Consider the following 26,247-nt stretch of genomic DNA (forward strand, 5'->3'; position numbering starts at 1 on the left):
CAGTAGGTGGAGCAGCCGACTTAGCGCGCAAGGATCGGTATCGTGCGCAGCGCGTCGGCGAGGTCTGCCATGTGATTGATGACGACGTCAGCGCCAGCGTGCTGGAGGCGTTCGCGCTTGCCTGGCTTGTTCGCGTAGCCGACGGTCGCGGTGTGGGCTGCTCGGCCGGCTTCCATGTCGCTCGACGAGTCACCGATGAAGACCGCGGTGTCAGGTGCCGCATTCAAACCGTCGAGTGCCAACCGCACGAGATGCGGGTGGGGTTTGAGCAGCCCAGGATCCATGCCGTCGTACCGGCCCACGACCAGGTCGACGTCGCCGATGAGGTTCCTGCGACGCAGGTATGCCTCGACCGCCTCCACGGCGTTGTTGCTCGCGATGGCAACCCGCCTGCCTGAGGCACGCGCCGCTGCCAACACCGCGTCGAGCCCTGATGTGGGGGTTGCGCTCTCGGCCGCCCTGATCTCGGCCTCGCGCGCAGCGTTGGCCACTTGCCTAGTCAACTGGTCATCGCCAAACGACGCCACCTCTGGCAGAACAGCCAGCGGCCCCAACGCGGTGAGGTCGTAGCCGCGAGACGTCGCGAGCTCTCGCAACTCCCCAGCGATGACGGCGGCCGGGTGGCCAGCGAAGAGTGCGGCGACAGGACCGTCAAAGTCGAGTATCAACACCTCCGCGGCCCGAACGACGTCAGCGAGAGTCTTGGTCACGATTGCTGCTCGCGGGCGATGGTGGTCCAAACGCTGTCGAACCAGGCGCGGGCCTGCTGCACGTACTGGGTGGCCAAGTCCTCCTCGTCGCCGACGGCGAACTGGAAGAGCGGCACATCCTTGCCCATCACGTCGAAGATGGGCACCGATTCGTGGTCGATGGTCACGTTGTGGCGGACCACCGGGTAAAAGCCGAAGAACGCCTCGGCGTTGTTGAGGACGTACACCTTGAACAGGGCGGCCGTGCCGTGCGCTCGGACCTCGGCGGTCGCTGAGCGAACCAGGCCCAGCTCGCCGAGCTCACGCACCGCGTCGACGATCGCCTCGCTGTGTCGCCGGCTGATCCTGGTTGCGCGGTCGCGAACGGCCTTGTCGGCCTCTGGTCCGTCAATGGCGGAGGGGACTGCGGCCAGCTGGGAGTGGTCGGGCACCAGGATGCGGACGGCGATCGACTCTGGGGTTAGCCGGCCAGCTCGGATCTTGTCGAGCGGCTCGGTCAGCGCACCGTGGAGGGTCTCGCTGGAGAAGCCGGCGAAGTCGATGGATACGTGTTGGCGCTCGAAGGCGGCCTCGATGTGCGGGCGGAGGCCGACCGGGCGCTCCGTCTGGGCGCGGACGAACGCCCCACTCCCCTGGCGGCTCACGATCAGCCGTTCCTCGCGCAGCACACGCAAGGCGACCTTGACGGTCTCGCGGGCTACGCCGTAGCGCTCGGCGAGCTCGTTCTGCGATGGGAGGCGTTCGCCCGGCTGGAAGCGGCGCGTGAGAATCGCGGCCCGCAGTACGTTCGCAATCTGTTGCGAAGCGGGACGCGGGTCGTCGGGGTCCAGTCCGTCGAGGCTCTCGACTACGCCGTTCACGGGCTCAGCCTACGGCCTGGCTAGCCAGGCTAGAAATATCTGGCCCAATGTTCCCTTGTGTCGATCGATGGCTCGCTCTATCGTCAGATTTGACTAGCCAAGCTAGTCAAATCTATCGCTCTTCATTCCGAACCCCAACGATCAAGGAGTGGCGTAGTGAGCGACGTGATTCACCCGCACTGGTGCCAGCGGTCCACATGCCCCGTTGGACGCACGTCCGGGCGATACGCGATTCACCGTTCGCGCACCGTACCCGGCAGATCCGACCCCGAAACCGGCACCGCCGTGTCGGCCTCGCTGTGGATGCTCGACGGCGAACAGGCAAACGTGCTGCTCGAATTCGAGGAGAGCAACGACGACGGCACAGACCTCACGGCGGCACAGGCTCTCGAACTCATCAACACCCTGACTCAGCTTCTGGCCGAGTCGGGCAGCGTGCGGTAGCGGGTCAGTGCCAACTGAATCCAGCCCACCGAAATACGCCGCGATCATCGACGCACTTCGCGCGCGGATCATCGACACGACGTACCGACCCGGCGACATGCTGCCCAGTGAGGCGCAGCTGGTTCGCGAGTTCGGCGCATCGCGCTCGACGGTGGTCCGCGCGCTGGAGTACCTGCGCCAGCAAGGGTGGCTGGAAGGCGTCCAGGGCAAGGGGCGCCTCGTCCTCGGACGGCCCGCCTCTCCCCTGACCTCACTACCGCGCCGGGCTCATCACCTTCTGCGTCCCGGCACCTTCACGGACGCCGCGCTACTAACCTCGGGCCGGGCGGTCGCTCCACCACACGTGGCGTCCGCCCTCGGCCAGCGTGCCGGCGCGCAGCTCGTGACGCGCCGGTACCTGCTCACGCCAGCCGGCGGCAGGCCGGTGGGGCTCACGTCGGCCTACGTTGACGCCTCGCTGGCGGACGAGGTGCAGCTGCACGCCGACTCGCCGATGGCCGACGACCTGGTGCCATACCTGGAAGCACAGCGTGGCGTGATCGCCACACAGGTCATCGAACAGGTTGGCGCACGTATCCCGTCGGCGTTCGAGGCAACCGCGCTCGACACCGACCGGCGTCATTGCCTGGCAACCGTGCTGCTGACGGTCCTCGGCGCCACCGACCAGCCGATCCTCGCGGTCGACGCGCTGATAGCGCGCGATGCGGTACAGCTCTCGTCCCTGTTCAAACTGCCATAAACAATCTTCGCTGTTTACTTGACTAGCCAGGTTGGCCATGTGATAGTTGGCCTACTTGGTTAGTCAAGTAGCCAAGATGGCCTTGAGGAGCGAAGACGCAATGGCACTGAAGGGTGGAACCCGGTTCTCGGTCCGGTTCGAGGACGTCTTCCCGGCCGGCTGCGTGCTGGTGCCGGACTCGATCACGGAGGCGCAGGACTACAACGCCGCCACCGGCGCCCGTACGCCGGCGGTGGACAAGCTCACCGGCGTGCGGGTGTGGACGGTGCGGGTCATGGACATGGACCCGGACCTCGCCGGCCGGGCGCGCGAGATCGCGGTGAAGATCACCGCGCCGGTACAGCCGATCCCGGACAGCGCGGCACCGTTCGCGCCGGTGGAGTTCGAAGGCATGACCGTCACGCCGTACGTCGGGCAGACCGGCCGCCTCACGTACTCGCTGCGCGCGACGGGCTTCCGGGCGCCGGTTCCGGCGGGCAGGGCCGGCAAGTGATCGCGGCGATGATCTCGGTCAACGTGCACATCGGCGCCGAGACGCCGTTGCAGGCCCACCGCACCAGCTCCGGTGACCGGGTGTGGCTGGAGATCGGCGCGGCCGACGGGTCGGTGGCGCTGTTCCTCGACCGCGCCGGGCTCGCCCGCCTCATCGACACGCTGGGCGACGCGAACGAGTTGCTGCCGTCGCTACGGGCGGCGGTCTGACCAACACAGGTGCGGGGCGGTCCGGCTTCCTACGGCAAACAGACCGCCCCGTTCCTTCCCAAACACTCCTGCTGAGGCAAGGAAGGCGGGCTTCATCATGCCCAAATCCGGCCCCTCGATCCAGCACGGCCGCCGTGTCTGCCGCGGCCAACTGCTCCTGCTGATGCCCGTGGCGCGGGATGCGTCCGGGCGGTTCACCCGCTGGTTCACCGGCATGCCACTGCAGCTGCTGGCGTTCCGCCGCGATCCCCGCGGCCGGTTCGCCCCGCTCGCGGCGGCCCGGTGAGCCCCGGGCTTCCCTGGGGAGGGTCGACGTTGAAGAAGAGTCCATTGATCAAGTTCCGCCGGCTGGACGTGCCCACGCCGTGGTGGGTCGTCATCTGGGCGGTCGTGCCGTACCTGCTGTACAAGGTGGCCCGGGCGCTGATCCGCCTGGTGCCGGTCATCGGCCGCAACTGGCGCTCGCTGGCGTTGACCGTCGGCGCGGTGTGGCTGTGGTACCAGCACGGCTGGCTCGTCCTGGTCCTGGTCCTCGTCGCCATCGTCGGCGCCGGCGGGCTGTGGTGGTGGAGCTGGCGCCCGTCGTGTGAGCGGTTCGTGGTGCTGCCGCTGCTGGCATGGTGGCGGCGGCTGACCGTCTACCAGCTGCACTGGCGTGAGGCGCTGACCTTGTGCGGGCTGGCCGAACGGTACGACAACACCCGGATCATGCCGAAGCTGCTACGGGTTCAGTGCACCCTGGCTGCGGACGAGGTGCTGTTGCGGATGCCGCGCGGGCAGAACCCGGACCTCTACCACAAGGCGTCGGCGAACCTGGCGTACTCGTTCAACGCCCGCGAGTGCCGCGTCTACACCGGGCGCCGGTCGGTCCCGCCGGCCCGCGTCGGGCGTTGGGCGTGGCTGGTGCGGGTCGTGGATCGGGTGCGCTTCCGGGACCGGCCGCGGCTGGTGTGGCTGGTGTTCCCGCGCCGCGACCCGCTGCGAGAGATCGTGCCGGCGTTCCCGGTGCCGGACGAGCCGGACTTCGAACGGCTGCCGCTCGCGCTCGGCGAGGATCTGCGGCTGTTCATCCTGCGGCTGCTCGCTTCGCACGTGTTGATCGTCGGCGCGACGCGGTCCGGCAAGGGCTCGGTGCAGTGGTCGCTCGTGCGGGCGCTCGCCTCGGGCATTCGGTCGGGGCTGGTGCGGCTGTGGGGCATCGACCCCAAGGGCGGCGTCGAGCTGTCAATCGGGCGGGAGCTGTTCGCCCGCTACGAGTACACCGACCCGGCCCCCATGGTGGCCATGCTCGACGACCTGGTGGCCGTGATGCGCGAGCGGCAGGCCCGCATGCAGGGCGCCGTCCGGGTTCACACGCCGACGCTGGCCGAACCGCTGTACGTGCTCATGGTCGACGAGCTGCTTGCGCTGGTTGCGCTGCTGCAGGACACCGAACTACGCAACCGCGCCCGGTCGGCGCTGGCACTGTTGCTCACCCAGGGCGCCGGCCTCGGCGTCCTTGTCATCGGCGCGACACAAGACCCGCGCAAGGAAGTCGTCGAGCTGCGCGACTTCTTCCCGACCCGCATCGCGCTGCGGCTCAACGAACGCAACCATGTCGACCTCGTGCTCGGCGACGGCGCCCGGGAACGTGGCGCACTCGCCGACCAACTCTCGGCCGAACCGAGCATGCGCGGCATCGGCTACGTCGTGCTCGACGACCGGCCCGAGCCTCTGCGGGTGCGGTTCGCCTACGTCACCGACGACGAGATCCGCGCCATGGCCATCGAGTACGCCGCCCCGCCCGACCCGGCGCCACGCCCCGCACCGACCGCACCCAAGCAGCGAACCCAGCCGGCCACGCACAGCTACCGGCCGGGACGTCCCACGATGGGGCCGCTGCTGCCGGACAGCCTGACCGGGCTGCTCGGCGGGGGTGAGCCGGCATGACCACCACCACCGACACAGAGCGCCGCTTCTACCGGCTCCGCGCTCCGCACCCCACGGCCGGCTCATCGGCAGTGACGGTGCGGGTGACCGAGGGCGAAGACCTCTATGTCGCGGTCGGGGCGGGCCGGCGCCGGATGTACCTGACCCCGGCGGAGGCGTGGGCGCTGTGGCGCTGCCTGTCGGAGGCCGTCGCCTCGACCAGCGCCCCGCCGGACTGGATCCGAGTCCCGATCACCCCCAAGGCTCGCTGACCCATCGAAGGAGACCCCTCGTGCGTCACCACCACCGGCGGGGCCGGCGCCGGACCTGCCTCGACCTGGCCCACCGCAACCCCGACCTGGCCTGCCCGTACTGCACCACTGCCCGCGACGACCAGGCCGACATCGTCGGCACCGCACACCGCCAGCACGCCCGCACCACCGCGGAGGATCTCGACGGGTTCGGGTGGTCGTCATGACCGGCCGCCGCTGGGCCTACATCGGCACCGCCCTCGGCGGCGTCGCCTCCCTCGCCGCAAACGTCGCCCACTGCTACATCCCGCCCACCGGCGCCCCGGCCGACTGGCGGCCCGAAGCCGGCGCGGTGCTCAGCGCGATGTTCTGGCCCGTCGCGGTCTTCATCGCCGTGGAGATCCTCGTCCGCACCGTCTGGCCAGCCGGGGTCTGGTGGCGTCTCGCGCGGTTCGCCGGCTTGCTGCCCGTCGCGCTCGTCGCCGCTGTCGTGTCCTATCGGCACCTGTCCGGCCTGTTCCGCCACTACGGCGAAGACCCGCTCACCGCCACCCTCGGCCCGCTCGCCGTCGACGGGCTGATGGTCATGGCCGCCGCCGCGCTCCTCGCCGCCAACCCGCGGGTCGGGAAGGTCGCACAGCCGGTCGAACCGCTACCCGAACCGCTGCCTCAGCCGTTGCCCGAGCCGCGCCCGGCGCTGCACGTTGTCGGTGCGATCCCGTCAGGAGTCGTGCGATGACCACCAACCTCCAACCCGTCGACCACCACCTCGCCGGCCCCGCCGACCAGCTCGGCAACGTACTGCGCTCGGCGCACACCCGGGGGCATCTCGTCCGCTACGGCCGGCCCAGCCGGCTCGCCGACGGCCGGTACGCCATCGACGTCACGCTCCTCGAGCCGCGCCGCCACCGGATCCGCTGGCGGCTCGTGCTCAAGGTCGCGGCGATCGTCGCCGGCGTCACCGCGCTGGCCGGGCTCGGCTGGGGTGTGTGGCTGCTCGTGCAATGGGTGATCGCGCACTGGATGGTCATCGTCGGAACCGTCGTCCTGGTCCTCGTCGTCGCTGGGCTCATGGCCGCCAAGAGCGACGGCTGCGCCGGGCTGCACTGCCGGGGATGTGGGCGCCGTTGACCATCACCGCACTGCCCGGACTCGAACCGGACGAGCAGCCGCGGCCGGGCTCCCGCGCCGCCCGGATGCTCATCCCCCTGGCCGCCAACGTGGTCAAGGAGATGGCCGCCGAATACGGCGTGTGCCTGCGCCCGGTCGGGCTGCGCCGCACCGACCTGGACACCGGCAAAACCGAAATCATCGACGTGCCCTGCGGCGCGACCCGCGAGGACAAGTGCCCGCCGTGCGCAAAGAGGGCTCGCCGGCTGCGCAAGGTCCAGATCCGCGAGGGCTGGCACCGCACCGACGAACCCGCCCCTGCCCCGGAGCCAGCCGCTGAGGGGCAACGGGCGCTGATCAGCCTCCGCGCCAACCTGGAACACGCCCGCGACGAGGCGGTCCGGGCCTCGCAGTGGGACCAGGTCGGCGAGGTCGACGACGCCATCCGCGAGGTAGAGGAGGCCATCGCCGCTGAGGGACTGCGGGGCAGCGTCGCACCGGCGCACGACAAGCCGGCGGAGCCGAAGCGGCAGCGGTCCACGAAGCGACGACAGGACGCGCCCGCCCTGCCCCGGCAAAAAGTCGACCCGCGCACGGTCGGCCGGGTCTACACCGCGCCGGACGGCACCGAGTACCGGCCCTCGATGTGGCTCACGGTCACGCTCGACTCGTACGGCCCCGTACGACCGGACGGCTCACCGGTCGACCCGTCCACGTACGACTATCGACGGGCGGCCTGGGACGCGATCACGTTTCCCCGGCTGCTGGACCGGTTCTGGCAGAACCTGCGCCGCTGCGTCGGCTGGAACGTGCAGTACGCCGGATGTGTTGAGCCGCAACGCCGTCTCGCCCCGCATGCCCACTTCGCGATCCGGGGCACGATCCCGCGTGCGGTGCTGCGGGAAGTGGCGGCGGCAACGTACCACCAGGTCTGGTGGCCCAAGGTCGGCGAACCGAGCTGTCGTCCACTGTGGAACGCCGATGCTGAAACCTGGTGTGACAGCGCGACTGGGCTTCCGCTGGCCACTTGGGACGAGGCGCTGGACGCGATCGAGGACGAGCCGGCGCACGTGATCCGGTTCGGGACGCAGATCCGGGCAGAAGGCGTGAACGCGAACGACCGCAACGTGGACCGGACGATCGGCTACATCACGAAGTACATCACCAAGTCCGCGGCCGACTGCCACCAGCTGACCACCGATCGGCAGCGCGATCACCTGGAACGATTCTGGCGGGAACTGCGGGTCACGCCCTGCTCGGAGCGGTGCGCCAACTGGCTGCTGTACGGCATCCAGCCGAAGAAAGCTCATGCTCGGCTGCGGCCTGGCAACTGCAAGGGTCGCGTGCACCAGCGGGCCACACTCGGCATCGGCGGCCGACGCATCCTCGTCTCCCGCGACTGGTCCGGCAAGACCCTCGCCGATCACCGCCACGACGCCCGTGCCTGGGTCAAGGCACTGCTCGGCGTATCCGAGGGCGTGGACCAGGTCCCGGTCGTCGGCGACCACCAGCCCGGTACCCCGGCGTCGGTCGCCTGGGAGTTGGCGCGACCGAATGACCCGGACATGCCGCCGATGCGGCATCGCCTGCTGCGGGCGCTCGCGCAACGCATCCAGTGGCGCAACGCGCTCAACGCCGCCCGCGACCGCGCCGCGCAGTACGAGCCGACGCCGGTACATCTTTCGGCAACTGACGATCACGGGGAGAGGGGCTGAGGTTGGACAAGACGTTGTCGATCGACGAGGTGGCGGAGCTGCTGCAGGTACCCAAGGGGACGCTCTACCAATGGCGGTCGCGGCGGAAGGGGCCAGCGGCGCGGAAGGTGGGCCGGCATCTGCGCTACGACCCGGCCGAGGTGCAGGCGTGGTTCCGCGATCAAGAGGCGGCCTGACATGCCGATCTATGACTTGTGGTTCTCGTCGAAGCCGGGGCCGAACAAGGAGCGGGTAAAGACGGCTCGGCACGGGCGCGGGAAGCGATGGAGGGGCGTCTACGTCGACGAGGGCGGTGAAGAACGGACGAAAGCATTCCACCGCAAGGCCGATGCGGAGGAATGGGAACGTCAGGCGATCAGGGGCGGACTTCCTGAGGCACCGAAGCGCGTAGTTCTTTCGGCAAAGGGCCTGACGTTCGGCGAGTACGCGGAGCGGTGGCGACTGGCCCGGGAGGTTGGCTGGCAGCTGGAGACGCGCAAGCGGGTGGCGTCGAACCTGCGGGTGCACCTGCTTCCGGTGTTCGGCAACTCGCCGGCGGCGGCCATCAACGAGACCCAGGTCTTGGAGTGGCTGGGCCGGATGCGGGCCGACGGCATGCCCAAGTCGGTGATCAAGCTGTACTTCGAGCTCCTCGACGCGGTGCTCGCGGCGATGGTCCGGGACAAGGCGCGGGAGGACAACCCATGTGATGGCATCCGGCTGGCGAGGATTCTCGACGGGCTGTCGATCACGCCGAAGTGGGTGCCGACGCCGGAGCAGGTGCTGCGACTGCTCGACGCGATGCCGGCGCGGTATCGGCTGGCCGGGTGGCTCGGAGCCGGGCAGGGCCTGCGGATCGGTGAGGCGCTGGGGATGGAGGACGGTCCGCGGTGCGCCGACCCCGCTGCCGGTGAGCTGAACGTGGTGCAGCAGTTGCGGTACTCGCCTAAGGAGTACGGCGGGTTCTACCTGGCGAGACCGAAGGCCGGCTCGTCGGGGACGGTCGATCTCGACGGCCTGGTGGCGGAGCACCTCGCCGATCACGTGGCGCAGTTCCCGTCGGTGGAGATCGAGCTGCCTGACATCACGTCGGGTGAGCTGGTGCGCCGGAAAGCGCCGCTGCTGTTCACCTCCCGCCACGGCAATCCGCTGACTGATCGGATCTGGTCGCGGGAGTGGGGGAAGTGGCGGGAGGCGGCAGGCTGGCCGAACACGGAGCACGCCGGGTTCCACGCGCTGCGGCACTTCTTCGCCACCGTGCTGATCACGAACGGGGCGGAGCCGCAGGAGGTACAGCGGGCGCTACGACACAAGTCGCTGAGCCTCACGATGGAGACCTACGTCGGTTGGTGGCCGAAGCGGGTCAAGGCGCGCGGCATCTTCGGCGAGGCTCTGACGGCCGTGCGCCGGAAGGGAGAGTTGCGGTGAGACTTACCCGCGGCTTACCGGGTGATCTTGGCGGACCTACAACCGCAGGTCAGATGCCTTAAAGAGTGGAAGCGAGGGGACTCGAACCCCTAACCCCCGCCTTGCAAAGGCGGTGCTCTGCCAGTTGAGCTACGCCCCCGCTGGTCGGGGTGGGGCGGGCCGAAGCCCGCGCAAGCTAGAGACTAGCGCAGATCCGGGGCCGTGGTCGCCTCGTGCCACAGGGCGCGCTCTTCGCTCGCGGCCTTGACCCGCTTGGCGACGTAGGCGGCGGCGCCGACGACGGCGACCACCAGAAGCACCTTTTTCCACATGTAGGCCTAGCTGGATTCGAACCAGCGACGTCTCTGCCGATCGTCGTGCGCACCAGACTTCTGCGCCTATCCCCAGTCAGCACGAAAGACCGAGTCTCCGCGCTGACTGTCGGAGCTTAGCACCGCCACACCCCTTTCGAAGAGGGGGGCCATCAGTCGGAAATCGGCTCGTCGCACGGCTATCAGGCGACCGAGGGCACCGGCTCTACGGGAAGGCGCTCGCGCGAGCCAAGGTCCTCGGCGTGTCCCTCCTCGGTGCGAGTGTCCAGATCGGGCCATTCATGCCGCCCGGCCACGCACGTAACGCCGGCGCCGGCACGGTCAGCTTACGGTCGGTGTCCCTCGACCTAGAGCCGCCCAGGCCGGTGCGACGTGCTGCACGACTGGTTGCAATGTGACATGTGGTGCAGACTTCAGTACTACCTGCAACCTCTGACGGGAGGGACGTATGGGACCCACGCGGATTCCGGGTATTGCGTACGCGGCACTGCCGAAGGCGGGCGGGCAGATCAGCCCACGAACGCTTGCGTGGCCGCCACGGTTGATCGTCATTCACGACACTGGCAACAACAGCTCGACGCGGTTCGACGAGGCCAGCTTCGCCGCCAACCGGACCGATGCGCGCGACAGGTGGACGAGCGCACATGCCTACATCGACCCCGGTGGCCCGCTGGGCAGCCTGCCGCTGAGCCTGCAGGCGTGGGCGGCGTACTCGTACGCCAACGAGAACGGCTTCCACCTCGAGATGTGCCGCAAGGCATCCGGGGTCGAGACAGCCACGATCGCCCACACGACCGCGCTCGTCCGCGAGCTCTGCGACCTCGCGGGCATCCCCAAGGTCAAGCTCACCCCCGCCCAGGTGGCCGCCGGCGCCCGGGGCATCTGCGGGCACTACGACATCACGATCGGCCTCAAAAAGGGCGACCACACCGACCCGGGGCCGGACTTCAACTGGGCCGGGTTCATGGCCCAGGTCAACCAGAAGGCCACGACCGCGAACACGGAGGACGACATGACGCCCGAAGAGCACTCCGCGATCATCGCGGGCGGCCTCACCGACGAGAACGTGCTGCACTTCCGGCTCCGCAGCACCCAGGACGCCGACGACCCGGCCCTCGCCCGCTACTACAACAAGCTGGGCTGGGGCAAGCCGGTCGGACTCAAGCAGATCAGCGACAAGCTGGACAAGCTGAGCGGGGCGGCCGGCGGCGCGCCGTCGCAGGCTCAGCTCGACGCCGCGGTGCTTGCCGCAATGCGCGACCCGGAGGTACAAGCCGGACTCGGCCGGGCAATCATCGCCGCGCTCAAAGCCTAAGCGTCGCTGACCAGCGTCAACGGTGATCACAGGGGGCGCGAACCTGGAAGCCGTGAGAATCGTTCGGTTCTCCTCATCCGAGGAGAACCGACGTTCGTGCTGGTAGAAGACTGCTTGTGGGGCTAGCTGGAATCGAACCAGCGACCTCAGAGTTATCAGCTCTGCGCTCTAACCGACTGAGCTATAGCCCCGCTGAACCTTGGCTGCGCCTGGAAGGCGCCCCGCGGTGCGAACAGAAGGTTACCGTACCCCTGGCGCCCGCCTCAAACCGGTTACCCCCTGGCGTGGCGCGCCGGCGCCAGGGGGCTCAAAACCGCAGGTCAGTCCTTCTCGGCCAGCGTGAGCTCGATGCCGCCCACCAGGTCGGCGCACACGTTGTAGATGAAGGAGCCCAGGGTCGCCAGCGCGGTGAAGAGCACCACGTTGACGACGCCCAGAAGGGCGGCGCCGCCGATGACGCCCTTGGCGGTGACACGGAACGCGCTCGCGCTCGAACCACCGGTCGAGCTGACCAGGTCGGCGAGCAGCTTGTTGATGCTCTTGAAGACGTCCATGGCGTCAAGGGCCAGGTAGAGCACCGAGGTCGCGACGATGAGGACGACGAAGAGGACAAAGCTCACAGCGAACGCGAACTTCATCACTGACCACGGGTCGATCCGCTTCAGGTGCAGCCTGGCCCGCCGTGGGCCGCGGCCCACGGCGGCGCTGACCGTCTTGCGGGCCGCGCGCACGGCCTCCGTGACCCGGGCCGAGCCGCTGACCGCGGGCGCAGGCGTATTGATGGCCTGCGTGGTGGCGGCGGCCGGCGTCCGGACGGCGGCGCGGGCGATCGCGGAGACGCTGGCCGTGCCCGTCGTGGACCCGCTGGCCGGAGCGGCGGAGGCCGGGATCGCGGCCGGCGGCGTGGTGCCGTTCGACGTCGACGAGGACGTCTGGATCGGCACCGTGAGCGCGTCGGGGGGCGCCGCCATGCCGGGCGCGCGCGTGAACTTCGGCATGCCGCCGCTGGTGGTTTCGCCGGGCGCGCTGCCGTTGATCGCGCCGGCCTCACCGCTGGTGGCAGGCGCCCCCGAGTCAGATCCCGTCATGGCAGCCTCTCCGGCCTTTCTGGCCTCATCGGTTGCCGAGGCGGTCCCCGACTTCGCCTGTGTGTCTGTCATCAACTAGTCCTGTTCATCGGGCTCATCGGCGTTGCGGGCGATCGCGACGATGGTTACACCCTCGGGAAGGTCCATGAGCTTGACCCCCATTGTGTTCCGATCCCTCGTACGCCGTACAGGCTTCACGGGAGTCCGGATCACGCCACCATTTGAGGTGATGGCGAACAGCTCGTCATCCGGACTGATCACTACCGCGCCGACGAGACCACCGCGCCGCGACGTGATTTTAGCGGTGAGGACGCCCTTGCCGCCGCGTCCTTGCACCGGATACTCCTCGATGGGTGTCCGCTTGGCAAAACCACCGTCGGTGGCCACCAGAACGTCCAGGTCCATCCCCTCGCGCACCACTTCCATGGCCAGCAGTTCGTCGCCGTCTGCGAACCGCATGCCGATCACGCCGGAGGTCGCGCGGCCCATCGGGCGCAGCGCCTCGTCGTTGGCTGTGAAGCGGATCGCCTGCGCCTGCTTGCTGACTAGGAGGAGGTCGTCCTCCGGGCCGAGCAGCGCGGCGCCGACCAGTTCGTCGTCCTCGCGCAGGTTGATGCCGATGATGCCACCCGACCGGTTGGAGTCGAACTCCTCCAGCTTGGTCTTCTTCACCAGGCCTTCCTTCGTCGCGAGAACGAGGTACGGCGCGATCTGGTAGTTCGGAATCTCGATCACCTGCGCGATGTGCTCGTCGGGCTGGAAGGCCAGCAGGTTGGCGACGTGCTGACCCTTTGCCGCCCGGCTGGCCTCGGGCAGCTCATATGCCTTTGCCCGGTAGACCCGCCCTTTATTCGTGAAGAAGAGCATCCAATCGTGCGTCGAGCACACGAAGAAGTGGCTGACAATGTCGTCCTGCCTCAGTGTCGCACCCGAGACGCCCTTCCCGCCGCGCTTCTGCGAGCGGTACAGGTCGACCTTGGTGCGCTTCGCGTAGCCGGTCCGCGTGATTGTCACCACAACGTCCTCCCGGACGATGAGGTCCTCCATGGAGACCTCGCCGTCGAACGGGATGATCTGGGTGCGGCGGTCGTCGCCCCGGCGGGCGACGATCTCGGCGAGCTCCTCGGAGACGATCTGCCGCTGCCGGGCCGGCGTCGCCAGGATCTCCTTGTAGTCGGCGATCTCGATCTCGATCTTGGCTAGCTCGTCGAAGATCCGCTGCCGCTCGAGTGCGGCGAGGCGGCGCAGCTGCATGTCGAGGATCGCGGTGGCCTGGATGTCGTCGATCTCGAGCAGGTTCATCAGGCCGACCTTCGACTCCTCCGCGCTCGGGGAGCGGCGGATGAGCGCGATGACCTCGTCGAGCATGTCGAGGGCCTTGACCAGGCCGCGCAAGATGTGCGCGCGTTCCTCGGCCTTGCGCAGCCGGTAGCGGGTGCGCCGGACGATGACCTCGATCTGGTGCGCCACGTAGTGCCGCACGAACTGCGCGAGGTTGAGCGTGCGGGGCACGCCGTCGACCAGCGCCAGCATGTTGGCGCCGAACGTCTCCTGCAGCTGCGTGTGCTTGTAGAGGTTGTTCAGCACGACCTTGGCCACGGCGTCGCGCTTGAGCACGATCACCAGGCGCATGCCGGTGCGGCCGGAGGACTCCTCGCGGATGTCGGCGATGCCGGCGAGCTTGCCCTCCTTCACCAGGTCGGCGATGCGCTCGGCCAGGTTGTCGGGGTTGACCGCGTAGGGCAGCTCGGTGACGACCAGGACGGTCCGGCCGCGGACGTCCTCCTCGACCTCGACGACCGCGCGCATGCGGATCGAGCCGCGCCCGGTGCGGTAGGCGTCGATGATGCCCGCGGTACCGACGATGAGGCCCTTGGTGGGGAAGTCCGGCCCCTTGACGATCTGGATCAGCTCGTCGAGCGTCTCGGCCTCGTCGGCATCCGGGTGGTCGAGGCACCACTGGACCGCGGCGGCGATCTCGCGCAGGTTGTGCGGCGGGATGTTGGTGGCCATGCCGACCGCGATGCCGGTGCTGCCGTTGACGAGCAGGTTGGGGATGCGCGACGGCAGGATGGTGGGCTCCTGGGCCCGGCCGTCATAGTTGGGGACGAAGTCGACGGTCTCCTCGTCGATGTCCCGGAGCATCTCCATGGCCAGCGGGTCGAGGCGTGCCTCCGTGTACCGCATGGCGGCGGCCGGGTCGTTGCCCGGCGAGCCGAAGTTGCCGTTGCCGTCGATGAGCGGATACCGCAGCGACCAGTTCTGCGCCATACGTACGAGCGCGTCGTAGATCGAGGCGTCGCCGTGCGGGTGGTAGTTGCCCATCACGTCACCGACGACGCGAGCACACTTCACGTAGCCGCGGTCGGGGCGGTAGCCCCCGTCGAACATCGCGTAGAGGATCTTGCGGTGCACCGGCTTGAGGCCGTCGCGCACGTCGGGCAGGGCCCGTCCCACGATCACGCTCATCGCGTAGTCGAGGTACGAGCGCTGCATCTCGACCTCGATGCCGACCGGCTCGATACGGCTGGCGACCGCCGAGCCACCCTCATCCGGAGTCTCTGGGGTGGAAGTCGGTTCCGTCACGCTCTTATATCCCTTTTCTCAGTGTCCGCAGGTCAGATGTCGAGGAACCGGACGTCCTTGGCGTTACGCTGGATGAACGAGCGACGCGCTTCCACGTCTTCGCCCATCAGGACGCTGAACAACTCGTCCGCGGTTGCAGCGTCGTCCAAGGTCACCTGGCGCAGCATGCGCGTTTCCGGGTTCATCGTGGTCTCCCACAGCTCCGGGTAGTTCATCTCGCCGAGGCCCTTGAAGCGCTGGATGTCGTCCGGCTTGGCGTTGGGCTTCGTGCGCTGCCGCAGCTCGATGAGGCCGTCGCGCTCGCGGTCGGTGTACGCGTACTGCGCGTCGTCGCCCTTCTTGTTCCATTTGATCTTGTACAGCGGGGGCGCCGCGAGATACACGTGCCCGAGCTCGATGAGCGGGCGCATGAACCGGAAGACCAGCGTCAGCAGCAGGGTCTGGATGTGCTGACCGTCGACGTCGGCATCGGCCATGAGGATCAGCTTGTGATACCGCAGCTTCTCGATGTCGAACTCGTCGTGGATGCCGGTGCCCAGCGCGGTGATCAGCGCCTGGACCTCGTTGTTCTTCAGCACGCGGTCGATGCGCGCCTTCTCCACGTTGAGAATCTTGCCGCGGATCGGCAGAATCGCCTGCACGCGCGGGTCGCGGCCCTGCTTGGCCGAGCCGCCGGCGGAGTCGCCCTCGACGATGAACACTTCACACAGGCGCGGGTCGTTGGACTGGCAGTCGGCCAGCTTGCCCGGCATCGAGCCGGACTCGAGCAGCGACTTGCGCCGCGCCAGCTTGCGCGCCTGCGAGGCGGCCATGCGCGCCCTCGCGGCCTGCGACGCCTTGGTGATGATGGTCTTCACCTCGGCCGGGTTGCGGTCGAACCAGTCGACCAGCCACTCGTTACAGACCTTCTGCACGAAGCTGCGGGCCTCGGTGTTGCCGAGCTTGGTCTTCGTCTGCCCCTCGAACTGGGGGTTGGCCAGCTTGACCGAGATGATCGCGGCGAGGCCCTCGCGGATGTCCTCGCCGGTGAGCTTCTCGTCGCCCTTGAGCAGCTTCTTGTCGGCGCCGTACTTGTTCACGACCGTGGTCAGCGCGCTGCGGAAGCCCTCCTCGTGCGTGCCGCCCTCGTGCGTGTTGATCGTGTTGGCGAACGTGTAGACGCTCTCACCGTACGACTCGTTCCACTGCATCGCGATCTCCACCGCGATGCCCTCGCCCTCGGAGCCGAACTCGACCACGGAGCGGTGGATCGGCGTCTTCGTCGCGTTGAGGTGGCGCACGAAGTCCGCGATGCCGCCCTTGTAGCAGAAGGTGACCTCCTTCTTCTCCTCCGGCACCTCGGGGCGCTCGTCGCGCAGCACGATCGTGAGGCCCCGGTTGAGGAAGGCGTACTCCTGGATGCGGCGGTAGATCGTCTCGTAGACGAAGGTGGTCGTCTCGAAGATGGTCGCATCCGGCAAGAACGTGACGCTGGTGCCGGTGCGGTCGGTCGACTCGCCCTTCTGCAGCGGCTCGGGCTTGGAGTTGTTGTACCGCTGGCGCCAGACGTAGCCGTCCTTGTGGATCTCCAGGTCGATGCGCGTGGACAGCGCGTTGACGACCGAGATGCCGACGCCGTGCAGGCCGCCGGAGACGGCGTAGGCCTGGCCGTCGAACTTGCCGCCGGCGTGCAGCACGGTCAGCACGACCTCGACCGTGGGCCGCTTCTCCTTCGGGTGAATGTCGACCGGGATGCCGCGGCCGTTGTCCACGACCCGCACGCCGCCCTCTGCCAGCAGCGTGACCTCGATGGTGTCGCAGTAGCCGGCCAGCGCCTCGTCGACCGCGTTATCCACGACCTCCCACACCAGGTGGTGCAGGCCGCGCTCGCCGGTCGAGCCGATGTACATGCCGGGCCGCTTGCGGACCGCCTCAAGCCCCTCAAGGACGGTGATCGAAGAGGAGTCGTAGGACTGTTCGGGCTTGTTAGCTGCCACCCTCGGTCGCTTTCTCGCACTGGCCGGCCGCGCTGTCGGCGCCCCGGGTCTCGTGCGGAGTCGGTGCGAGTGCGCCCGGGGCCGCGGAAGGCACGCCGGTGTCCGGCGCTCCTCTGGCAAGCGCCCTGACCTCCGGCGGGCCGACCACCGCTGTGACGCACACGCGGGATGTGATCGACTGTTCTATGAGCCGATGCAATCCTACTGTGTCCGGGCGACAATTACGCACCGGGACGACGCCTGTAATCCACGTAGCGGCCCGAACGGTGCGGTCCGAAGGTCCCCCTACGCAGGAGGGGTCTCAGTGCCTGGTGGCGGGCGGCACAGGCAGTCGAGGATCCGATTGCGGCTTTCGGAACTTCCGGGGGTCGCGCAAGAGGCCGTTTGTGCCGTATGTTCCCCGCCGCGGGCGGGTGTGCGGACATTGAAAGCAGTGTGATGAGGGGTGCGCGATGGGGCTTGACAACGTCGCCGTGCAGTGGCCGCGCACCGGCCGGTTCTACGACCCGGTCGCACCGGCCGAGTTCGTCGACTTCGCGGAACTGGTGGAAAAGCTGCCGCTGCACGCCGGGCCGGCCGCCACGCTCGCCGATCACGTGGCCAAGACCGGCACCGTGCGCGTCACTGGGTATACGGAGCTCGTCGACCTGCTCTTCGGACTCAACGGCGTGCTGTTCGCCACAGACGCCGCCGCCGAGGACGAGGACCCGGTGATCAGTCCGGACGACTGCGCCTGGATCGCCGGCGGCCTGGAGCGGTTCGTCAACGGTCACCAGGAATACGGGGACGAGATCACGTTCGAGACCGTGAGCTCGGTGCTGCGCAAGGCGCTGGAGGGCTCCCGCCTCGCCGAGCAGCAGCTGCGCTGGCTGCAGAGCCGGCTGGACGCGCTGCGTGACGACTCGGGCAACGCTCCGCAGTGGAGCTACTCGATCTCGGAACTCGACGTGCTGGCGAAGTTCTACCGGCGTTGCGCCAACCGCGGCTTCGCGGTGTATGCCGATTTCTAACTTGGCGCTCGCTTCGCCCGGGTGCTGGTGGGGGCTCGGCCGGGTGCGCTGTCAGCCGTAGGTGTCCCGGGGGCCGCGGCCCCGGATGCGTCGTGGGCCGCGGTCCCACGACGGGGTGCTCGGACCGTGGATGTGCAGGCGCTTGACCACGTTGTGGCCGACCTCCCGCGCGATGCCGGCCAGCAGCCGCGCCGCGAGCATGCGCAGCTGGGTGGCCCAGGCGGTGGACTCGGCCTCGATGGTCAGCTCGCCGTCCTCGAGCTTGAGCGGCCGGCTGTGCGCGGCGATGTCGGCGCCGACGACCCGCGCCCACTCGCCGAAGATCCGGGCCTCGGCCGTCGGGCGGGACCAGCCGCGCTGCTTGACCAGGCGCTCAAGCACCGTGCCGAACAGCTGCGGGTCGCGGGGGTCCGGGCCCGGGCCGGTGTACCCACGGCGGCGCGACTGCGGATCAAGCACGGATTTCCGGCGCGGCTTGGCGCGCTGCTTGGCCAGCGCCGCCTCGACCGCGGCCCGAGCCAGCTCGGGGCCGGACTTTTGCGAATTACCAGAATTCTCAGACACGTCGGACCTCACCCCCGCCGACCTCGAAGCGCGAGCCGCGCAGCGTCGACGGGACATCATCCTCCACCGCGCAGGTCACGATCACCTGGCTCGCGTCGCCGACCAGCGCGGCCAGCCGATCCCGGCGGCCGGTGTCCAGCTCGGCGAACACGTCGTCGAGCACCAGCACCGGCTCCACCCCGTCGTCGCGGAGCAGATCGTACGCCGCCAGCCGCAGTGCCAGCGCATACGACCACGACTCGCCGTGGCTCGCGTAGCCCTTCGCCGGCAGTTCCCCGAGCGTCAGCGTCAGCTCGTCGCGGTGCGGCCCGACGAGGGTCACGCCGCGCTCGATCTCGGACGAGCGTGACTCTGACAGCGCCGCCAGCAGCGCCTGCTCGAGGTCGTCCCGCAGCGCGAAGGAGGCACTGTACGAGATCCGGGCGTCGGAGCGGCTCGCGCTCACTGCGGAATACGCCTTGGCCACGTGCGGCGCGAGCGCCGCGACCAGGTCTAGCCGGGCGCGGACGAGCTGCGCGCCGTGCTGGGCCAGGTGCGTGTCCCACACGTCGAGGGTGGACAGATCGCCACCGCGGCTGCCGCCGGTCTTGCGGGCCAGATATGCGCTGCGCAGGAGGGCGTTGCGCTGCTTGAGCACCCGGTCGTAGTCGGAACGGACCCCGGCGAAGCGCGGCTGGCGGGCGACGAGCAGCTCATCGAGGTACCGGCGGCGCTCTGAAGGGTCTCCCCGAATCAGCGAGAGATCCTCGGGCGCGAAGAGCACGAGCCGGAGGGCGCCCAGGATGTCGCGGGTGCGGCCGACCGGCGCGCGGCCCAGCCGGGCCCGGTTCGCACGGCCCGGCTCGATCGAGAGCTCGATCAGCAGCTCGCGCTCCTCGTGCACGACCGCGCAGCGGATCACGGCGCGGCCGGCGCCGAAGCGCACCAGCGGCGCGTCCGTGGCGACCCGGTGCGACTCCAGGGTCGCCACGTAGGCGAGGGCCTCGACGAGGTTGGTCTTGCCGACCCCGTTGGGCCCGACGAGCACGCACGGGCCGGGGCCGAGCTCGACGACGACCCGCTCGTAGCTGCGGAAGTCGACGAGCTCCAAGCCCCGGACGTACAAATTCAGTCCTTCTTGACGGCGTGCCCGCCGAACTGGTTGCGCAGCGCGGCGACGGCCTTCATCGCCGGCGAGTCGTCCTGCCGCGAGGCGAACCGGGCGAACAGCGAGGCGGCGATGACGTTCATGGGCACGGCGAGGCGGATGGCCTCCTCGACCGTCCAGCGGCCCTCGCCCGTATCGTCGGCGTAGCCCTTGATCCCGGCGAGCTCGGGGTCCTCGTCCAGGGCACGGTCGAGCAGATCCAGCAGCCACGACTGTACGACCGAGCCGGCGCGCCAGCTCTTGATCACCTCAGGGATGTTGTCGACGTACTCCGACGCCTCGAGCAGCTCGTAGCCCTCGGCGAAGGCGTGCATCATCCCGTACTCGATGCCGTTGTGGACCATCTTCGCGTAGTGACCGGCGCCCGGGCCGCCCGCGTGCGCGAACCCGAACTCGCCGGCCGGCTTGAGGGCGTCGAAGATCGGCATGCAGTGCTCGACGTGCTTCTTCTCGCCGCCGACCATCAGCGCGTAGCCGTTGGTCCGGCCCCAGATGCCGCCGGAGACGCCGACGTCGAGGTATCCGATGCCCTTGGCGCCGAGCCGCTGCGCCCGCGGCCCGTCGTTGCTGAACCGCGAGTTGCCGCCGTCGATCACGATGTCGCCGGCGGCGAGCAGGCCCGACAGCTCCTCGATGGTCGGCTCGGTGTACTGCACCGGCACCATGATCCACACCACGCGCGGCGCGGCGAGCTTCTCGACCAGTTCGTTCAGGGACGACACGTCGGTGACGTCGGGGTGTTGGTCGTAGCCGATGACCTCGTGCCCGGCGGCGCGCAGCCGCTCGCGCATGTTGAAGCCCATCCTGCCCAGGCCGATGAGACCAAGCTGCATTGTGGTGCCTCCGAATCAGCTGCCGATACGAACCGGCATGATCAAGTACCAGTACCCGGGGACGATTTCTCCATCATCCTTGGCCGGCGACATGACCGCAGGCTTCTTCGGGTCGGTGAACGACAGCACCGCGATGGGCGCGTCGAGCGCCTTGAGCCCGTCGAGCAGGTACTGGTGATTGAAGGCGATCGTCATCGGCTCGCCCTCGTACTGGCAGTCCATCGCCTCGCTGGCCCGCGCGTCCTCGCTGCCGCTGGCCTCCACGACCAGGCCGTCGGTGCTGAAGGACAGCCGCACCGGCGTCTGGCGCTCGGCGACCAGGCCGACGCGCCGGACCACCTCGTTGAGCGCCGCCACCGGGACCCGGGCCTGCGCGTTGTGGGTGTCGGGCAGCAGCGCCCGGACCTTCGGGAAGTCGCCTTCCAGCAGGCGGGACGTCGTGCGCCGGGTGCCGCCGGCGAACCCGATCATCCCGTCGCCCAGCTTGCCCCGCGACAGCGCGACCGACACCGCGCCGCCGAGCGGGCCGAGCGTCTTCGCGGTGTCGTCCAGGGTGCGGGCGGGCACCAGGGCGGTGATGCTCATCTCCGGCTCGTCCGGGCGCCACTCGAGCTCGCGCACGGCCAGCCGGTACCGGTCGGTGGCGAGCAGGGTCAGCGTGCTGCCCTCAATCTCGATCCGTACACCGGTCAGCATCGGCAGCGTGTCGTCCCGGCCGGCGGCGATCGCGACCTGCGACACCGCCTTGGCGAACACCGCGGCCTCGACGGTGCCCGCGGACTCGGGCATCTCCGGCAGCGTCGGGTAGTCCTCGACCGGCATCGTCGGCAGCGTGAACCGGGCACTGCCGCACGTGATCTCGACGTGCGACCCGACCGCCGCGACGTCCACCGGCTTGGCCGGCAGCGACTTGGTGATCTCGGCGAGCAGCCGGCCGGACACCAGCGTCGCGCCATCGGCGTCGGCCTGGACCTCGACGGTCACCTGGCTGGACACCTCGTAGTCGAAGCTCGACACGTGCAGGCGGCCGTCCGCCACCCGCAGCAAGACGCCGGCGAGAACAGGCACCGAGGGGCGGCTGGGCAGGCTCTTGGCCGTCCAGGCGACGGCATCGGCGAGCGCGTCACGCTCGACTCGGAACTTCATCGCGGTCCTCCCGCATTCTCTTCGGTACTTCGTGTTCGCCGCTCGTCGCACGCCAGGTCCCGCGGCCACGGGCGTTTCGCTCCAAGGCGTACGTCTGGCCGCAGGGCGTTGTACGGCGCCGGTGCTGCGTCGGTGTGGTGTGCGGTCGTGCGGTGTGCCGTCTGATTCTCGCCGATCCGGGCGGCCGGATGGGGACCCGGTCCCCCGGCGGCTCCGGACGGAGCTGTTGGCAACGAGAGCTGACGGCCGAAAGCTGATGGCAAGGAAGTGATGGCAACGGGTCTGTGGCGATGAGCGTTCGAGCGGTGGCCTTCGGTTCGCCGTGCGTCCGGTCAGGCTCGCTCATCGAACCTTAGGGATCCCCTGACGACGGTCGTGCACCGACCCCGCCAAATCCAGCCGGCCGAACTTGTCCACCGACCGATGATTGCTTTTCTTCTCTTCTTAAAGAAATTTCCTTCGTAGTAGTAGGTGGTGTGGATACTGTGGATAACCCGAGTATCCGCAGCTCAGCACCTGTGTGCGTCGGTGGATGAGCTGTGTATGAACCGGTGTGTACAAGCCTGTGGATTGTGGATAACAGGTTATCCACAGGCGTTGTCCACCGGTTATCCACCGGTAATCCCCAGGGTTTTCCCCCTCCTGTGGATAACGTATGGCCCGAACTCTAGTTGCAGAGAGTTGTCGGCACATCACTCTTTGCGATCATCCACATGGCGTCCACATGTAATCCCCAGGAGTTATCCACAGGCTGTGGGTAACTCCTGGGCACAGTCGGTAGTCACCCGATGACTCACCCCGAAAATTTGGCACAAACGAAGTTATCCACAGGCTTTCTGTGGACGGCCTGTGGATTCTGTGGACAACCGCGCTGGGTATGGCCTGAACAGGCTGTGGACGACCTGTGGACGGCGTGTGGATATCTTATGGCCACATGGCAATTAGTCCCAGGTCAAGTGCCTGTGGATTCTGTGGAAAACCCGGTTGTCCACAACCTGTGATCAATGCCGGTGGACGGCCGTCACCTGTGCATAACCGGCTCGCGCCGACGGTTCAGGCCGTCTGCTTGATGCGGTTCGTCAACTCGGCGATCTGGTTGTACAGCGACCGCCGCTCGGCCATCTGCTGCCGGATCTTGCGGTCGGCGTGCATCACCGTCGTGTGGTCGCGGCCGCCGAACGCCTGGCCGATGCGCGGCAGGGAGAGGTCGGTCAGCTCGCGACAGAGGTACATGGCCACCTGGCGCGCGTTCACCAGCACCCGCGACCGGCTGTGCCCGCGCAGGTCCTCCAGGCTCACGCCGAAGTAGTCGGCGGTCGACGCCATGATCTGGTCGGCGGTGATCTCCGGGCCGGAGCCGTCCGGAATGAAGTCGCGCAGTACCTCTTCGGCCAGGCTGAGCTCGACCGGCGAGCGGGTCAGGTTCGCGAACGCGGTGACCCGGATCAGCGCGCCCTCCAGCTCGCGGATGGACGAGGCGATCCGCGATGCGATGAACTCGAGGACGTCCGGCGGCGCGAACAGCCGCTCCTGTGCCGCCTTCTTCTGCAGGATCGCGATGCGGGTCTCGAGGTCCGGCGGCTGGATGTCGGCCAGCAGGCCCCACTCGAACCGCGTGCGCAGCCGGTCCTCGAGCGTGGCCAGCTGCCGGGGCGAGCGGTCCGAGCTGATGACGATCTGCTTGTTCGCGTTGTGCAGCGTGTTGAATGTGTGGAAGAACTCCTCCTGCGTCCGCTCCCGGGTCTCCAGGAACTGGATGTCGTCGATCAGGAGGATGTCGACGTCACGGTACCGGCGCTGGAACGCTTGGGTCTTGTCGTCACGCAGCGAGTTGATGAAGTCGTTCGTGAACTCCTCGGTCGACACGTACCGCACGAACCGCGCGTTGCCCAGCATCGTGGCGTATTGCCCGATGGCGTGCAGCAGGTGCGTCTTGCCGAGCCCGGAGCCGCCGTAGATGAACAGCGGGTTGTAGGCCTTCGCCGGCGACTCGGCCACCGCGACCGACGCGGCGTGCGCGAAGCGGTTCGACGAACCGATGACGAACGTTTCGAAGGTGTACTTCGGGTTGAGGCGGTTGCCGGCCGAGTCCCCGGCCGGCGTGGGCGTGCCCCGGCGGTCGTCGCGGCCCGTGCCGGGCGTCGACGGGCGCGGTGGCGGCATCTCGTTGCGCGGCTGCTCGTTGCGTGGCAACTCGAACTGCGCCTGCTCGTAGCGTCCGGCCTCCGACGCGGCCGCCTCGACGGCGGTGCCGGAGTACTCGCCACGCCATGAGTCGCTGGCTGGCTTCTCGCCGGGAAGGTCGAACAGCCGGTCGTGCTCCGGCCGCGACACCTCCAGGGGCGCGCGGTTGTCCAGCGCGGACCGCTCGGCGGCGGCGTGTTCCGGCCGGCCGTCCAGCGGCAGCGGGTCGCGCAGCTTGTCCACAGGAGGCAACGAGTCCCGCAGCGAGGCGGACGCGCCGTTGGACCAGTGTGATGCGGACGGCGCAGGCAGGGCCGGCGCGTCCTCGGGCGGCCGGACCGTCACGGCCACCTGGATGGCGCGGCCCAGCACCCGCGAGAGCGCCTCGGTGATGATCGGCCGGAGCCGGCTCTCGATCATGTCGCGCGAGTACGGGTCGGGCACGGACAGCAGCGCGGTGTCCTCTACGATCGCCCGCAGCCGGGTCATGCGCAGGTACGCACGCTGCTGCGCCGAGTCGATCCCATCGGCGAGCTGGTCTGTCGCGGCATGCCAGATCGCTGCGAGGTCGGTGTCCGTCACCGTTCGCGCACCCCCATCGTCATTCGCGGCCCCCCACCGCGAGTGGACAGTGCCCGGATGCTTCCCGTCGCCCCCGGCATCGTTGTCCACAGGTTTTCCACAACCTGTGTATCAACGATTCAGGTGCCGTGAACGGATCGTCCTGTTTCCTCGCCCTGTGCTGACTGTGCGGTGATCAGCGTGTACGCAGAGGTGGTTCAGGCCAGGCGCGGTCCTTCTCCCCCTTGCAAAGCGCCTGTTTGACCCGGAAAGTCCGTTGTGCCCCGTCGCCGGTCGTCGCGGTGTCTACCGGCAACCGGGCACGTTAACAGCGTTGTCCACAACCACTCAACCGTTGTCCACAACTAACCTGTGGATTTCGTCCCTGACCAGGGGTTTTGCAAACTCGGACCGGTGGATACGCGACGCTCGTCGCTGATCGTTGACGGTCGGTGAGGTGGCGCGTACCCTGTATCGGTTGGAGCACCGGTCCCTGGTAAGCTCCAATCACCGATCGACATCCCGTGGGTGCCCGGCTTCGATGGCCAGTCAGTCCACGCCAAGTCACGAAGACGGAGCCCCGACGTGAGCAAGCGCACCTTCCAGCCGAACAACCGCCGGCGCGCGAAGACCCACGGCTTCCGGCTGCGCATGCGCACCCGCGCCGGCCGTTCGATCCTGTCGGCGCGTCGCGCCAAGGGGCGCGACCGCCTTTCGGCCTGAGTCTGAACCACCACGACCGGGCCCTCCGGGAGGCAGCGTGCTTGCGGCCGCACAGCGACTGCGGCGGCGGGAGGATTTCGCCGCCACCATTCGCAACGGCCGGCGGGCCGGCCGGGGGGCAGTGGTCGTGCACTTCCTGAACCCCGGGCCGTCGCGGCCCGGGGTTGCTCCGTTTGAACCCTTGCCTACCGACACGTCGCATTTTGCGTCTTCTCCAGAACCGGCGTCTTCCTCGCTCCCGGTTCCGTCTTCGCCTGGCCCGTCAACTGGCGGCGGCCCGGTCCTCTCCGAGTCTCATGTCGAGACGTCGTCCGGCGATTTGTCGAGTGGACATGAGCCGCAGCTCGATCATCCGCAGGCCCGCCACTCACACACCGACGCCGATCATGTCGGTGCCGTGCACGCCGAGGCCGAGTGGGTCGAGCCGGTCGCGCCGGAGTCGGGCTCTGCCCGGGCCGGCTTCGTGGTGTCTAAGGCCGTCGGGAACGCCGTCGTGCGCAACGCGGTGAAGCGGCGGCTGCGGCACCTCGTCCGGGCGCGCATCGCCGCGCTGCCGGCGGGCTCGGTGCTCGTCGTGCGGGCGCTGCCCGAGGCGGCGGGGCTGAGGTACGACATGCTTGAGAGAGACCTCGACGCGGCGCTGGAAGCTGCGCGCCGACCAAAGAACCGAGGTGGCCGTCGATGAACGCCGGAGCCCGGATCGTAGCCGCTCCCATCGTCGCGTACCGTCGTTGGATAAGCCCGGCATTGCCGGCGCGTTGTCGGTTCTACCCGTCGTGCAGCGCTTATGCCCTGGAGGCGGTCAGCACCCACGGCGCGATCCGGGGAATCGGTCTCGCGATCTGGCGGCTGCTGCGCTGCCACCCATTCCACCCCGGTGGGTTCGACCCGGTGCCTCCGCGCCGGGGACACTCGCCCGAGCCCGAGTCGACGTGACTGGAGCGGTGTCGTGATTAG

The 26,247-nt window shown here is 68.6% G+C and carries 28 protein-coding genes, 2 tRNA genes and 1 pseudogene; 18 read left to right on the top strand and 13 right to left on the bottom strand.

Annotation, left to right across the window (positions count from 1 at the left end):
- Nucleotides 1-20: 20 nt before the first annotated feature.
- Nucleotides 21-710 carry an HAD-IA family hydrolase gene (locus AB0367_RS28335; RefSeq protein ID WP_366229484.1) on the bottom strand — a complete coding sequence of 230 codons (690 nt, stop codon included), beginning with the start codon at nt 708-710 and terminating at the stop codon, nt 21-23.
- Nucleotides 707-1,570 (bottom strand): GntR family transcriptional regulator, encoded by an 864-nt coding sequence (locus AB0367_RS28340; protein WP_366229485.1) that lies wholly within the window; start codon nt 1,568-1,570, stop codon nt 707-709. The genes AB0367_RS28335 and AB0367_RS28340 overlap by 4 nt, the downstream gene beginning before the upstream one ends.
- Nucleotides 1,571-1,726: 156 nt before the next feature.
- Between AB0367_RS28340 and AB0367_RS28345 the strand changes: the two genes are divergently transcribed.
- The 13 genes from AB0367_RS28345 (at nt 1,727) to AB0367_RS28405 (ending at nt 9,846) form a co-directional block, all read left to right on the top strand.
- On the top strand, nt 1,727-2,014 hold the full coding sequence (locus AB0367_RS28345) for a hypothetical protein (RefSeq protein WP_366229486.1): 288 nt from the start codon (nt 1,727-1,729) through the stop codon (nt 2,012-2,014).
- Nucleotides 2,015-2,021: 7 nt separating this feature from the next.
- On the top strand, nt 2,022-2,753 hold the full coding sequence (locus tag AB0367_RS28350) for a GntR family transcriptional regulator (RefSeq protein WP_366229487.1): 732 nt from the start codon (nt 2,022-2,024) through the stop codon (nt 2,751-2,753).
- Nucleotides 2,754-2,853: 100 nt separating this feature from the next.
- Nucleotides 2,854-3,246 carry a transcriptional regulator gene (locus tag AB0367_RS28355; protein WP_366229488.1) on the top strand — a complete coding sequence of 131 codons (393 nt, stop codon included), beginning with the start codon at nt 2,854-2,856 and terminating at the stop codon, nt 3,244-3,246.
- A gap of 8 nt (nt 3,247-3,254) precedes the next feature.
- Entirely contained in the window at nt 3,255-3,455 is a 201-nt protein-coding gene (locus AB0367_RS28360; RefSeq protein ID WP_366229489.1) for a hypothetical protein, read from the top strand.
- A gap of 97 nt (nt 3,456-3,552) precedes the next feature.
- Nucleotides 3,553-3,741 (top strand): hypothetical protein, encoded by a 189-nt coding sequence (locus AB0367_RS28365; RefSeq protein WP_366229490.1) that lies wholly within the window; start codon nt 3,553-3,555, stop codon nt 3,739-3,741.
- A 44-nt stretch (nt 3,742-3,785) separates the two neighbouring features.
- A complete protein-coding gene (locus tag AB0367_RS28370) occupies nt 3,786-5,384 on the top strand; it encodes an FtsK/SpoIIIE domain-containing protein (RefSeq protein ID WP_366229491.1) in 1,599 nt (532 codons plus the stop codon).
- Complete coding sequence (locus AB0367_RS28375) at nt 5,381-5,635, top strand: spread protein (RefSeq protein ID WP_366229492.1); 255 nt, start codon at nt 5,381-5,383, stop codon at nt 5,633-5,635. The genes AB0367_RS28370 and AB0367_RS28375 overlap by 4 nt, the downstream gene beginning before the upstream one ends.
- Before the next feature lie 20 nt (nt 5,636-5,655).
- On the top strand, nt 5,656-5,841 hold the full coding sequence (locus tag AB0367_RS28380) for a hypothetical protein (RefSeq protein WP_366229493.1): 186 nt from the start codon (nt 5,656-5,658) through the stop codon (nt 5,839-5,841).
- A complete protein-coding gene (locus AB0367_RS28385) occupies nt 5,838-6,353 on the top strand; it encodes a DUF2637 domain-containing protein (protein WP_366229494.1) in 516 nt (171 codons plus the stop codon). Before AB0367_RS28380 ends, AB0367_RS28385 begins: the two co-directional genes overlap by 4 nt.
- On the top strand, nt 6,350-6,745 hold the full coding sequence (locus tag AB0367_RS28390; protein WP_366229495.1) for a hypothetical protein: 396 nt from the start codon (nt 6,350-6,352) through the stop codon (nt 6,743-6,745). Before AB0367_RS28385 ends, AB0367_RS28390 begins: the two co-directional genes overlap by 4 nt.
- A gap of 65 nt (nt 6,746-6,810) precedes the next feature.
- Nucleotides 6,811-8,439 carry a replication initiator gene (locus tag AB0367_RS28395; RefSeq protein ID WP_366229539.1) on the top strand — a complete coding sequence of 543 codons (1,629 nt, stop codon included), beginning with the start codon at nt 6,811-6,813 and terminating at the stop codon, nt 8,437-8,439.
- A gap of 2 nt (nt 8,440-8,441) precedes the next feature.
- Nucleotides 8,442-8,615, top strand: coding sequence for a helix-turn-helix domain-containing protein (locus AB0367_RS28400; RefSeq protein ID WP_366229496.1), 174 nt, complete (start codon nt 8,442-8,444; stop codon nt 8,613-8,615).
- A gap of 1 nt (nt 8,616) precedes the next feature.
- The gene (locus AB0367_RS28405) at nt 8,617-9,846 is read left to right on the top strand and encodes a site-specific integrase (RefSeq protein ID WP_366229497.1); all 1,230 of its coding nucleotides are present in this window, start codon (nt 8,617-8,619) and stop codon (nt 9,844-9,846) included.
- A gap of 66 nt (nt 9,847-9,912) precedes the next feature.
- Here the strand turns inward: AB0367_RS28405 and AB0367_RS28410 are convergent.
- Nucleotides 9,913-9,985, bottom strand: a tRNA-Ala gene (locus AB0367_RS28410).
- A 43-nt stretch (nt 9,986-10,028) separates the two neighbouring features.
- The gene (locus AB0367_RS28415) at nt 10,029-10,157 is read right to left on the bottom strand and encodes a DLW-39 family protein (RefSeq protein ID WP_345120593.1); all 129 of its coding nucleotides are present in this window, start codon (nt 10,155-10,157) and stop codon (nt 10,029-10,031) included.
- A 448-nt stretch (nt 10,158-10,605) separates the two neighbouring features.
- On the opposite strand from AB0367_RS28415, the gene AB0367_RS28420 reads away from it, so the two are divergent.
- A complete protein-coding gene (locus tag AB0367_RS28420) occupies nt 10,606-11,472 on the top strand; it encodes an N-acetylmuramoyl-L-alanine amidase (protein WP_366229498.1) in 867 nt (288 codons plus the stop codon).
- Nucleotides 11,473-11,589: 117 nt separating this feature from the next.
- Here the strand turns inward: AB0367_RS28420 and AB0367_RS28425 are convergent.
- The 4 genes from AB0367_RS28425 to gyrB form a co-directional block, all read right to left on the bottom strand.
- Nucleotides 11,590-11,663 (bottom strand) — tRNA-Ile (locus AB0367_RS28425).
- A gap of 129 nt (nt 11,664-11,792) precedes the next feature.
- Nucleotides 11,793-12,632, bottom strand: a complete 840-nt coding sequence (locus tag AB0367_RS28430; RefSeq protein WP_366229499.1) for a DUF3566 domain-containing protein — start codon at nt 12,630-12,632, stop codon at nt 11,793-11,795.
- 3 nt (nt 12,633-12,635) lie between these two features.
- Nucleotides 12,636-15,146 (bottom strand): DNA gyrase subunit A, encoded by a 2,511-nt coding sequence (gene gyrA / locus AB0367_RS28435; RefSeq protein ID WP_366229500.1) that lies wholly within the window; start codon nt 15,144-15,146, stop codon nt 12,636-12,638.
- A 32-nt stretch (nt 15,147-15,178) separates the two neighbouring features.
- The gene (gyrB, locus tag AB0367_RS28440) at nt 15,179-17,122 is read right to left on the bottom strand and encodes a DNA topoisomerase (ATP-hydrolyzing) subunit B (RefSeq protein ID WP_366229501.1); all 1,944 of its coding nucleotides are present in this window, start codon (nt 17,120-17,122) and stop codon (nt 15,179-15,181) included.
- Nucleotides 17,123-17,574: 452 nt separating this feature from the next.
- On the opposite strand from gyrB, the gene AB0367_RS28445 reads away from it, so the two are divergent.
- Nucleotides 17,575-18,132, top strand: coding sequence for a hypothetical protein (locus AB0367_RS28445; protein ID WP_366229502.1), 558 nt, complete (start codon nt 17,575-17,577; stop codon nt 18,130-18,132).
- Between the two features lie 51 nt (nt 18,133-18,183).
- On the opposite strand, the gene AB0367_RS28450 is transcribed toward AB0367_RS28445, so the two are convergent.
- The 5 genes from AB0367_RS28450 to dnaA form a co-directional block, all read right to left on the bottom strand.
- The gene (locus AB0367_RS28450; RefSeq protein WP_366229503.1) at nt 18,184-18,696 is read right to left on the bottom strand and encodes a DciA family protein; all 513 of its coding nucleotides are present in this window, start codon (nt 18,694-18,696) and stop codon (nt 18,184-18,186) included.
- Nucleotides 18,689-19,801, bottom strand: a complete 1,113-nt coding sequence (recF, locus tag AB0367_RS28455; RefSeq protein WP_366229504.1) for a DNA replication/repair protein RecF — start codon at nt 19,799-19,801, stop codon at nt 18,689-18,691. Before recF ends, AB0367_RS28450 begins: the two co-directional genes overlap by 8 nt.
- A 2-nt stretch (nt 19,802-19,803) precedes the next feature.
- Entirely contained in the window at nt 19,804-20,676 is an 873-nt protein-coding gene (gnd, locus tag AB0367_RS28460; RefSeq protein WP_366229505.1) for a phosphogluconate dehydrogenase (NAD(+)-dependent, decarboxylating), read from the bottom strand.
- Nucleotides 20,677-20,691: 15 nt separating this feature from the next.
- Entirely contained in the window at nt 20,692-21,822 is a 1,131-nt protein-coding gene (gene dnaN, locus AB0367_RS28465) for a DNA polymerase III subunit beta (RefSeq protein WP_366229506.1), read from the bottom strand.
- A gap of 1,053 nt (nt 21,823-22,875) precedes the next feature.
- On the bottom strand, nt 22,876-24,588 hold the full coding sequence (gene dnaA / locus AB0367_RS28470; RefSeq protein ID WP_366229507.1) for a chromosomal replication initiator protein DnaA: 1,713 nt from the start codon (nt 24,586-24,588) through the stop codon (nt 22,876-22,878).
- 564 nt (nt 24,589-25,152) lie between these two features.
- On the opposite strand from dnaA, the gene rpmH reads away from it, so the two are divergent.
- From rpmH to yidD, 3 genes and pseudogenes are all read left to right on the top strand, one after another.
- On the top strand, nt 25,153-25,290 hold the full coding sequence (gene rpmH, locus AB0367_RS28475) for a 50S ribosomal protein L34 (protein WP_344616653.1): 138 nt from the start codon (nt 25,153-25,155) through the stop codon (nt 25,288-25,290).
- A gap of 37 nt (nt 25,291-25,327) precedes the next feature.
- Nucleotides 25,328-25,975: a ribonuclease P protein component gene (rnpA, locus tag AB0367_RS28480; protein ID WP_366229508.1), complete on the top strand. Its 648-nt coding sequence runs from the start codon at nt 25,328-25,330 to the stop codon at nt 25,973-25,975.
- Nucleotides 25,972-26,243: pseudogene (gene yidD, locus AB0367_RS28485) on the top strand (membrane protein insertion efficiency factor YidD). The gene rnpA and the pseudogene yidD overlap by 4 nt, the downstream one beginning before the upstream one ends.
- Nucleotides 26,244-26,247 lie beyond the last annotated feature (4 nt).

The sequence above is a fragment of the Dactylosporangium sp. NPDC051484 genome, assembly GCF_040689395.1.
In the GTDB taxonomy this organism is placed as follows: Bacteria; Actinomycetota; Actinomycetes; order Mycobacteriales; family Micromonosporaceae; genus Dactylosporangium.

Bases quoted from the DNA above. Each gene is read 5' to 3' on its own strand.
- AB0367_RS28405 (WP_366229497.1), top strand. From the start codon at position 8,617: ATGCCGATCTATGACTTGTGGTTCTCGTCGAAGCCGGGGCCGAACAAG.
- AB0367_RS28430 (WP_366229499.1), bottom strand. From the start codon at position 12,632: ATGACAGACACACAGGCGAAGTCGGGGACCGCCTCGGCAACCGATGAG.
- AB0367_RS28420 (WP_366229498.1), top strand. From the start codon at position 10,606: ATGGGACCCACGCGGATTCCGGGTATTGCGTACGCGGCACTGCCGAAG.
- AB0367_RS28415 (WP_345120593.1), bottom strand. From the start codon at position 10,157: ATGTGGAAAAAGGTGCTTCTGGTGGTCGCCGTCGTCGGCGCCGCCGCC.
- gnd (WP_366229505.1), bottom strand. From the start codon at position 20,676: ATGCAGCTTGGTCTCATCGGCCTGGGCAGGATGGGCTTCAACATGCGC.
- AB0367_RS28395 (WP_366229539.1), top strand. From the start codon at position 6,811: ATGCTCATCCCCCTGGCCGCCAACGTGGTCAAGGAGATGGCCGCCGAA.
- AB0367_RS28390 (WP_366229495.1), top strand. From the start codon at position 6,350: ATGACCACCAACCTCCAACCCGTCGACCACCACCTCGCCGGCCCCGCC.
- AB0367_RS28360 (WP_366229489.1), top strand. From the start codon at position 3,255: ATGATCTCGGTCAACGTGCACATCGGCGCCGAGACGCCGTTGCAGGCC.
- AB0367_RS28385 (WP_366229494.1), top strand. From the start codon at position 5,838: ATGACCGGCCGCCGCTGGGCCTACATCGGCACCGCCCTCGGCGGCGTC.
- AB0367_RS28355 (WP_366229488.1), top strand. From the start codon at position 2,854: ATGGCACTGAAGGGTGGAACCCGGTTCTCGGTCCGGTTCGAGGACGTC.
- AB0367_RS28365 (WP_366229490.1), top strand. From the start codon at position 3,553: ATGCCCAAATCCGGCCCCTCGATCCAGCACGGCCGCCGTGTCTGCCGC.
- AB0367_RS28445 (WP_366229502.1), top strand. From the start codon at position 17,575: ATGGGGCTTGACAACGTCGCCGTGCAGTGGCCGCGCACCGGCCGGTTC.
- dnaN (WP_366229506.1), bottom strand. From the start codon at position 21,822: ATGAAGTTCCGAGTCGAGCGTGACGCGCTCGCCGATGCCGTCGCCTGG.
- AB0367_RS28375 (WP_366229492.1), top strand. From the start codon at position 5,381: ATGACCACCACCACCGACACAGAGCGCCGCTTCTACCGGCTCCGCGCT.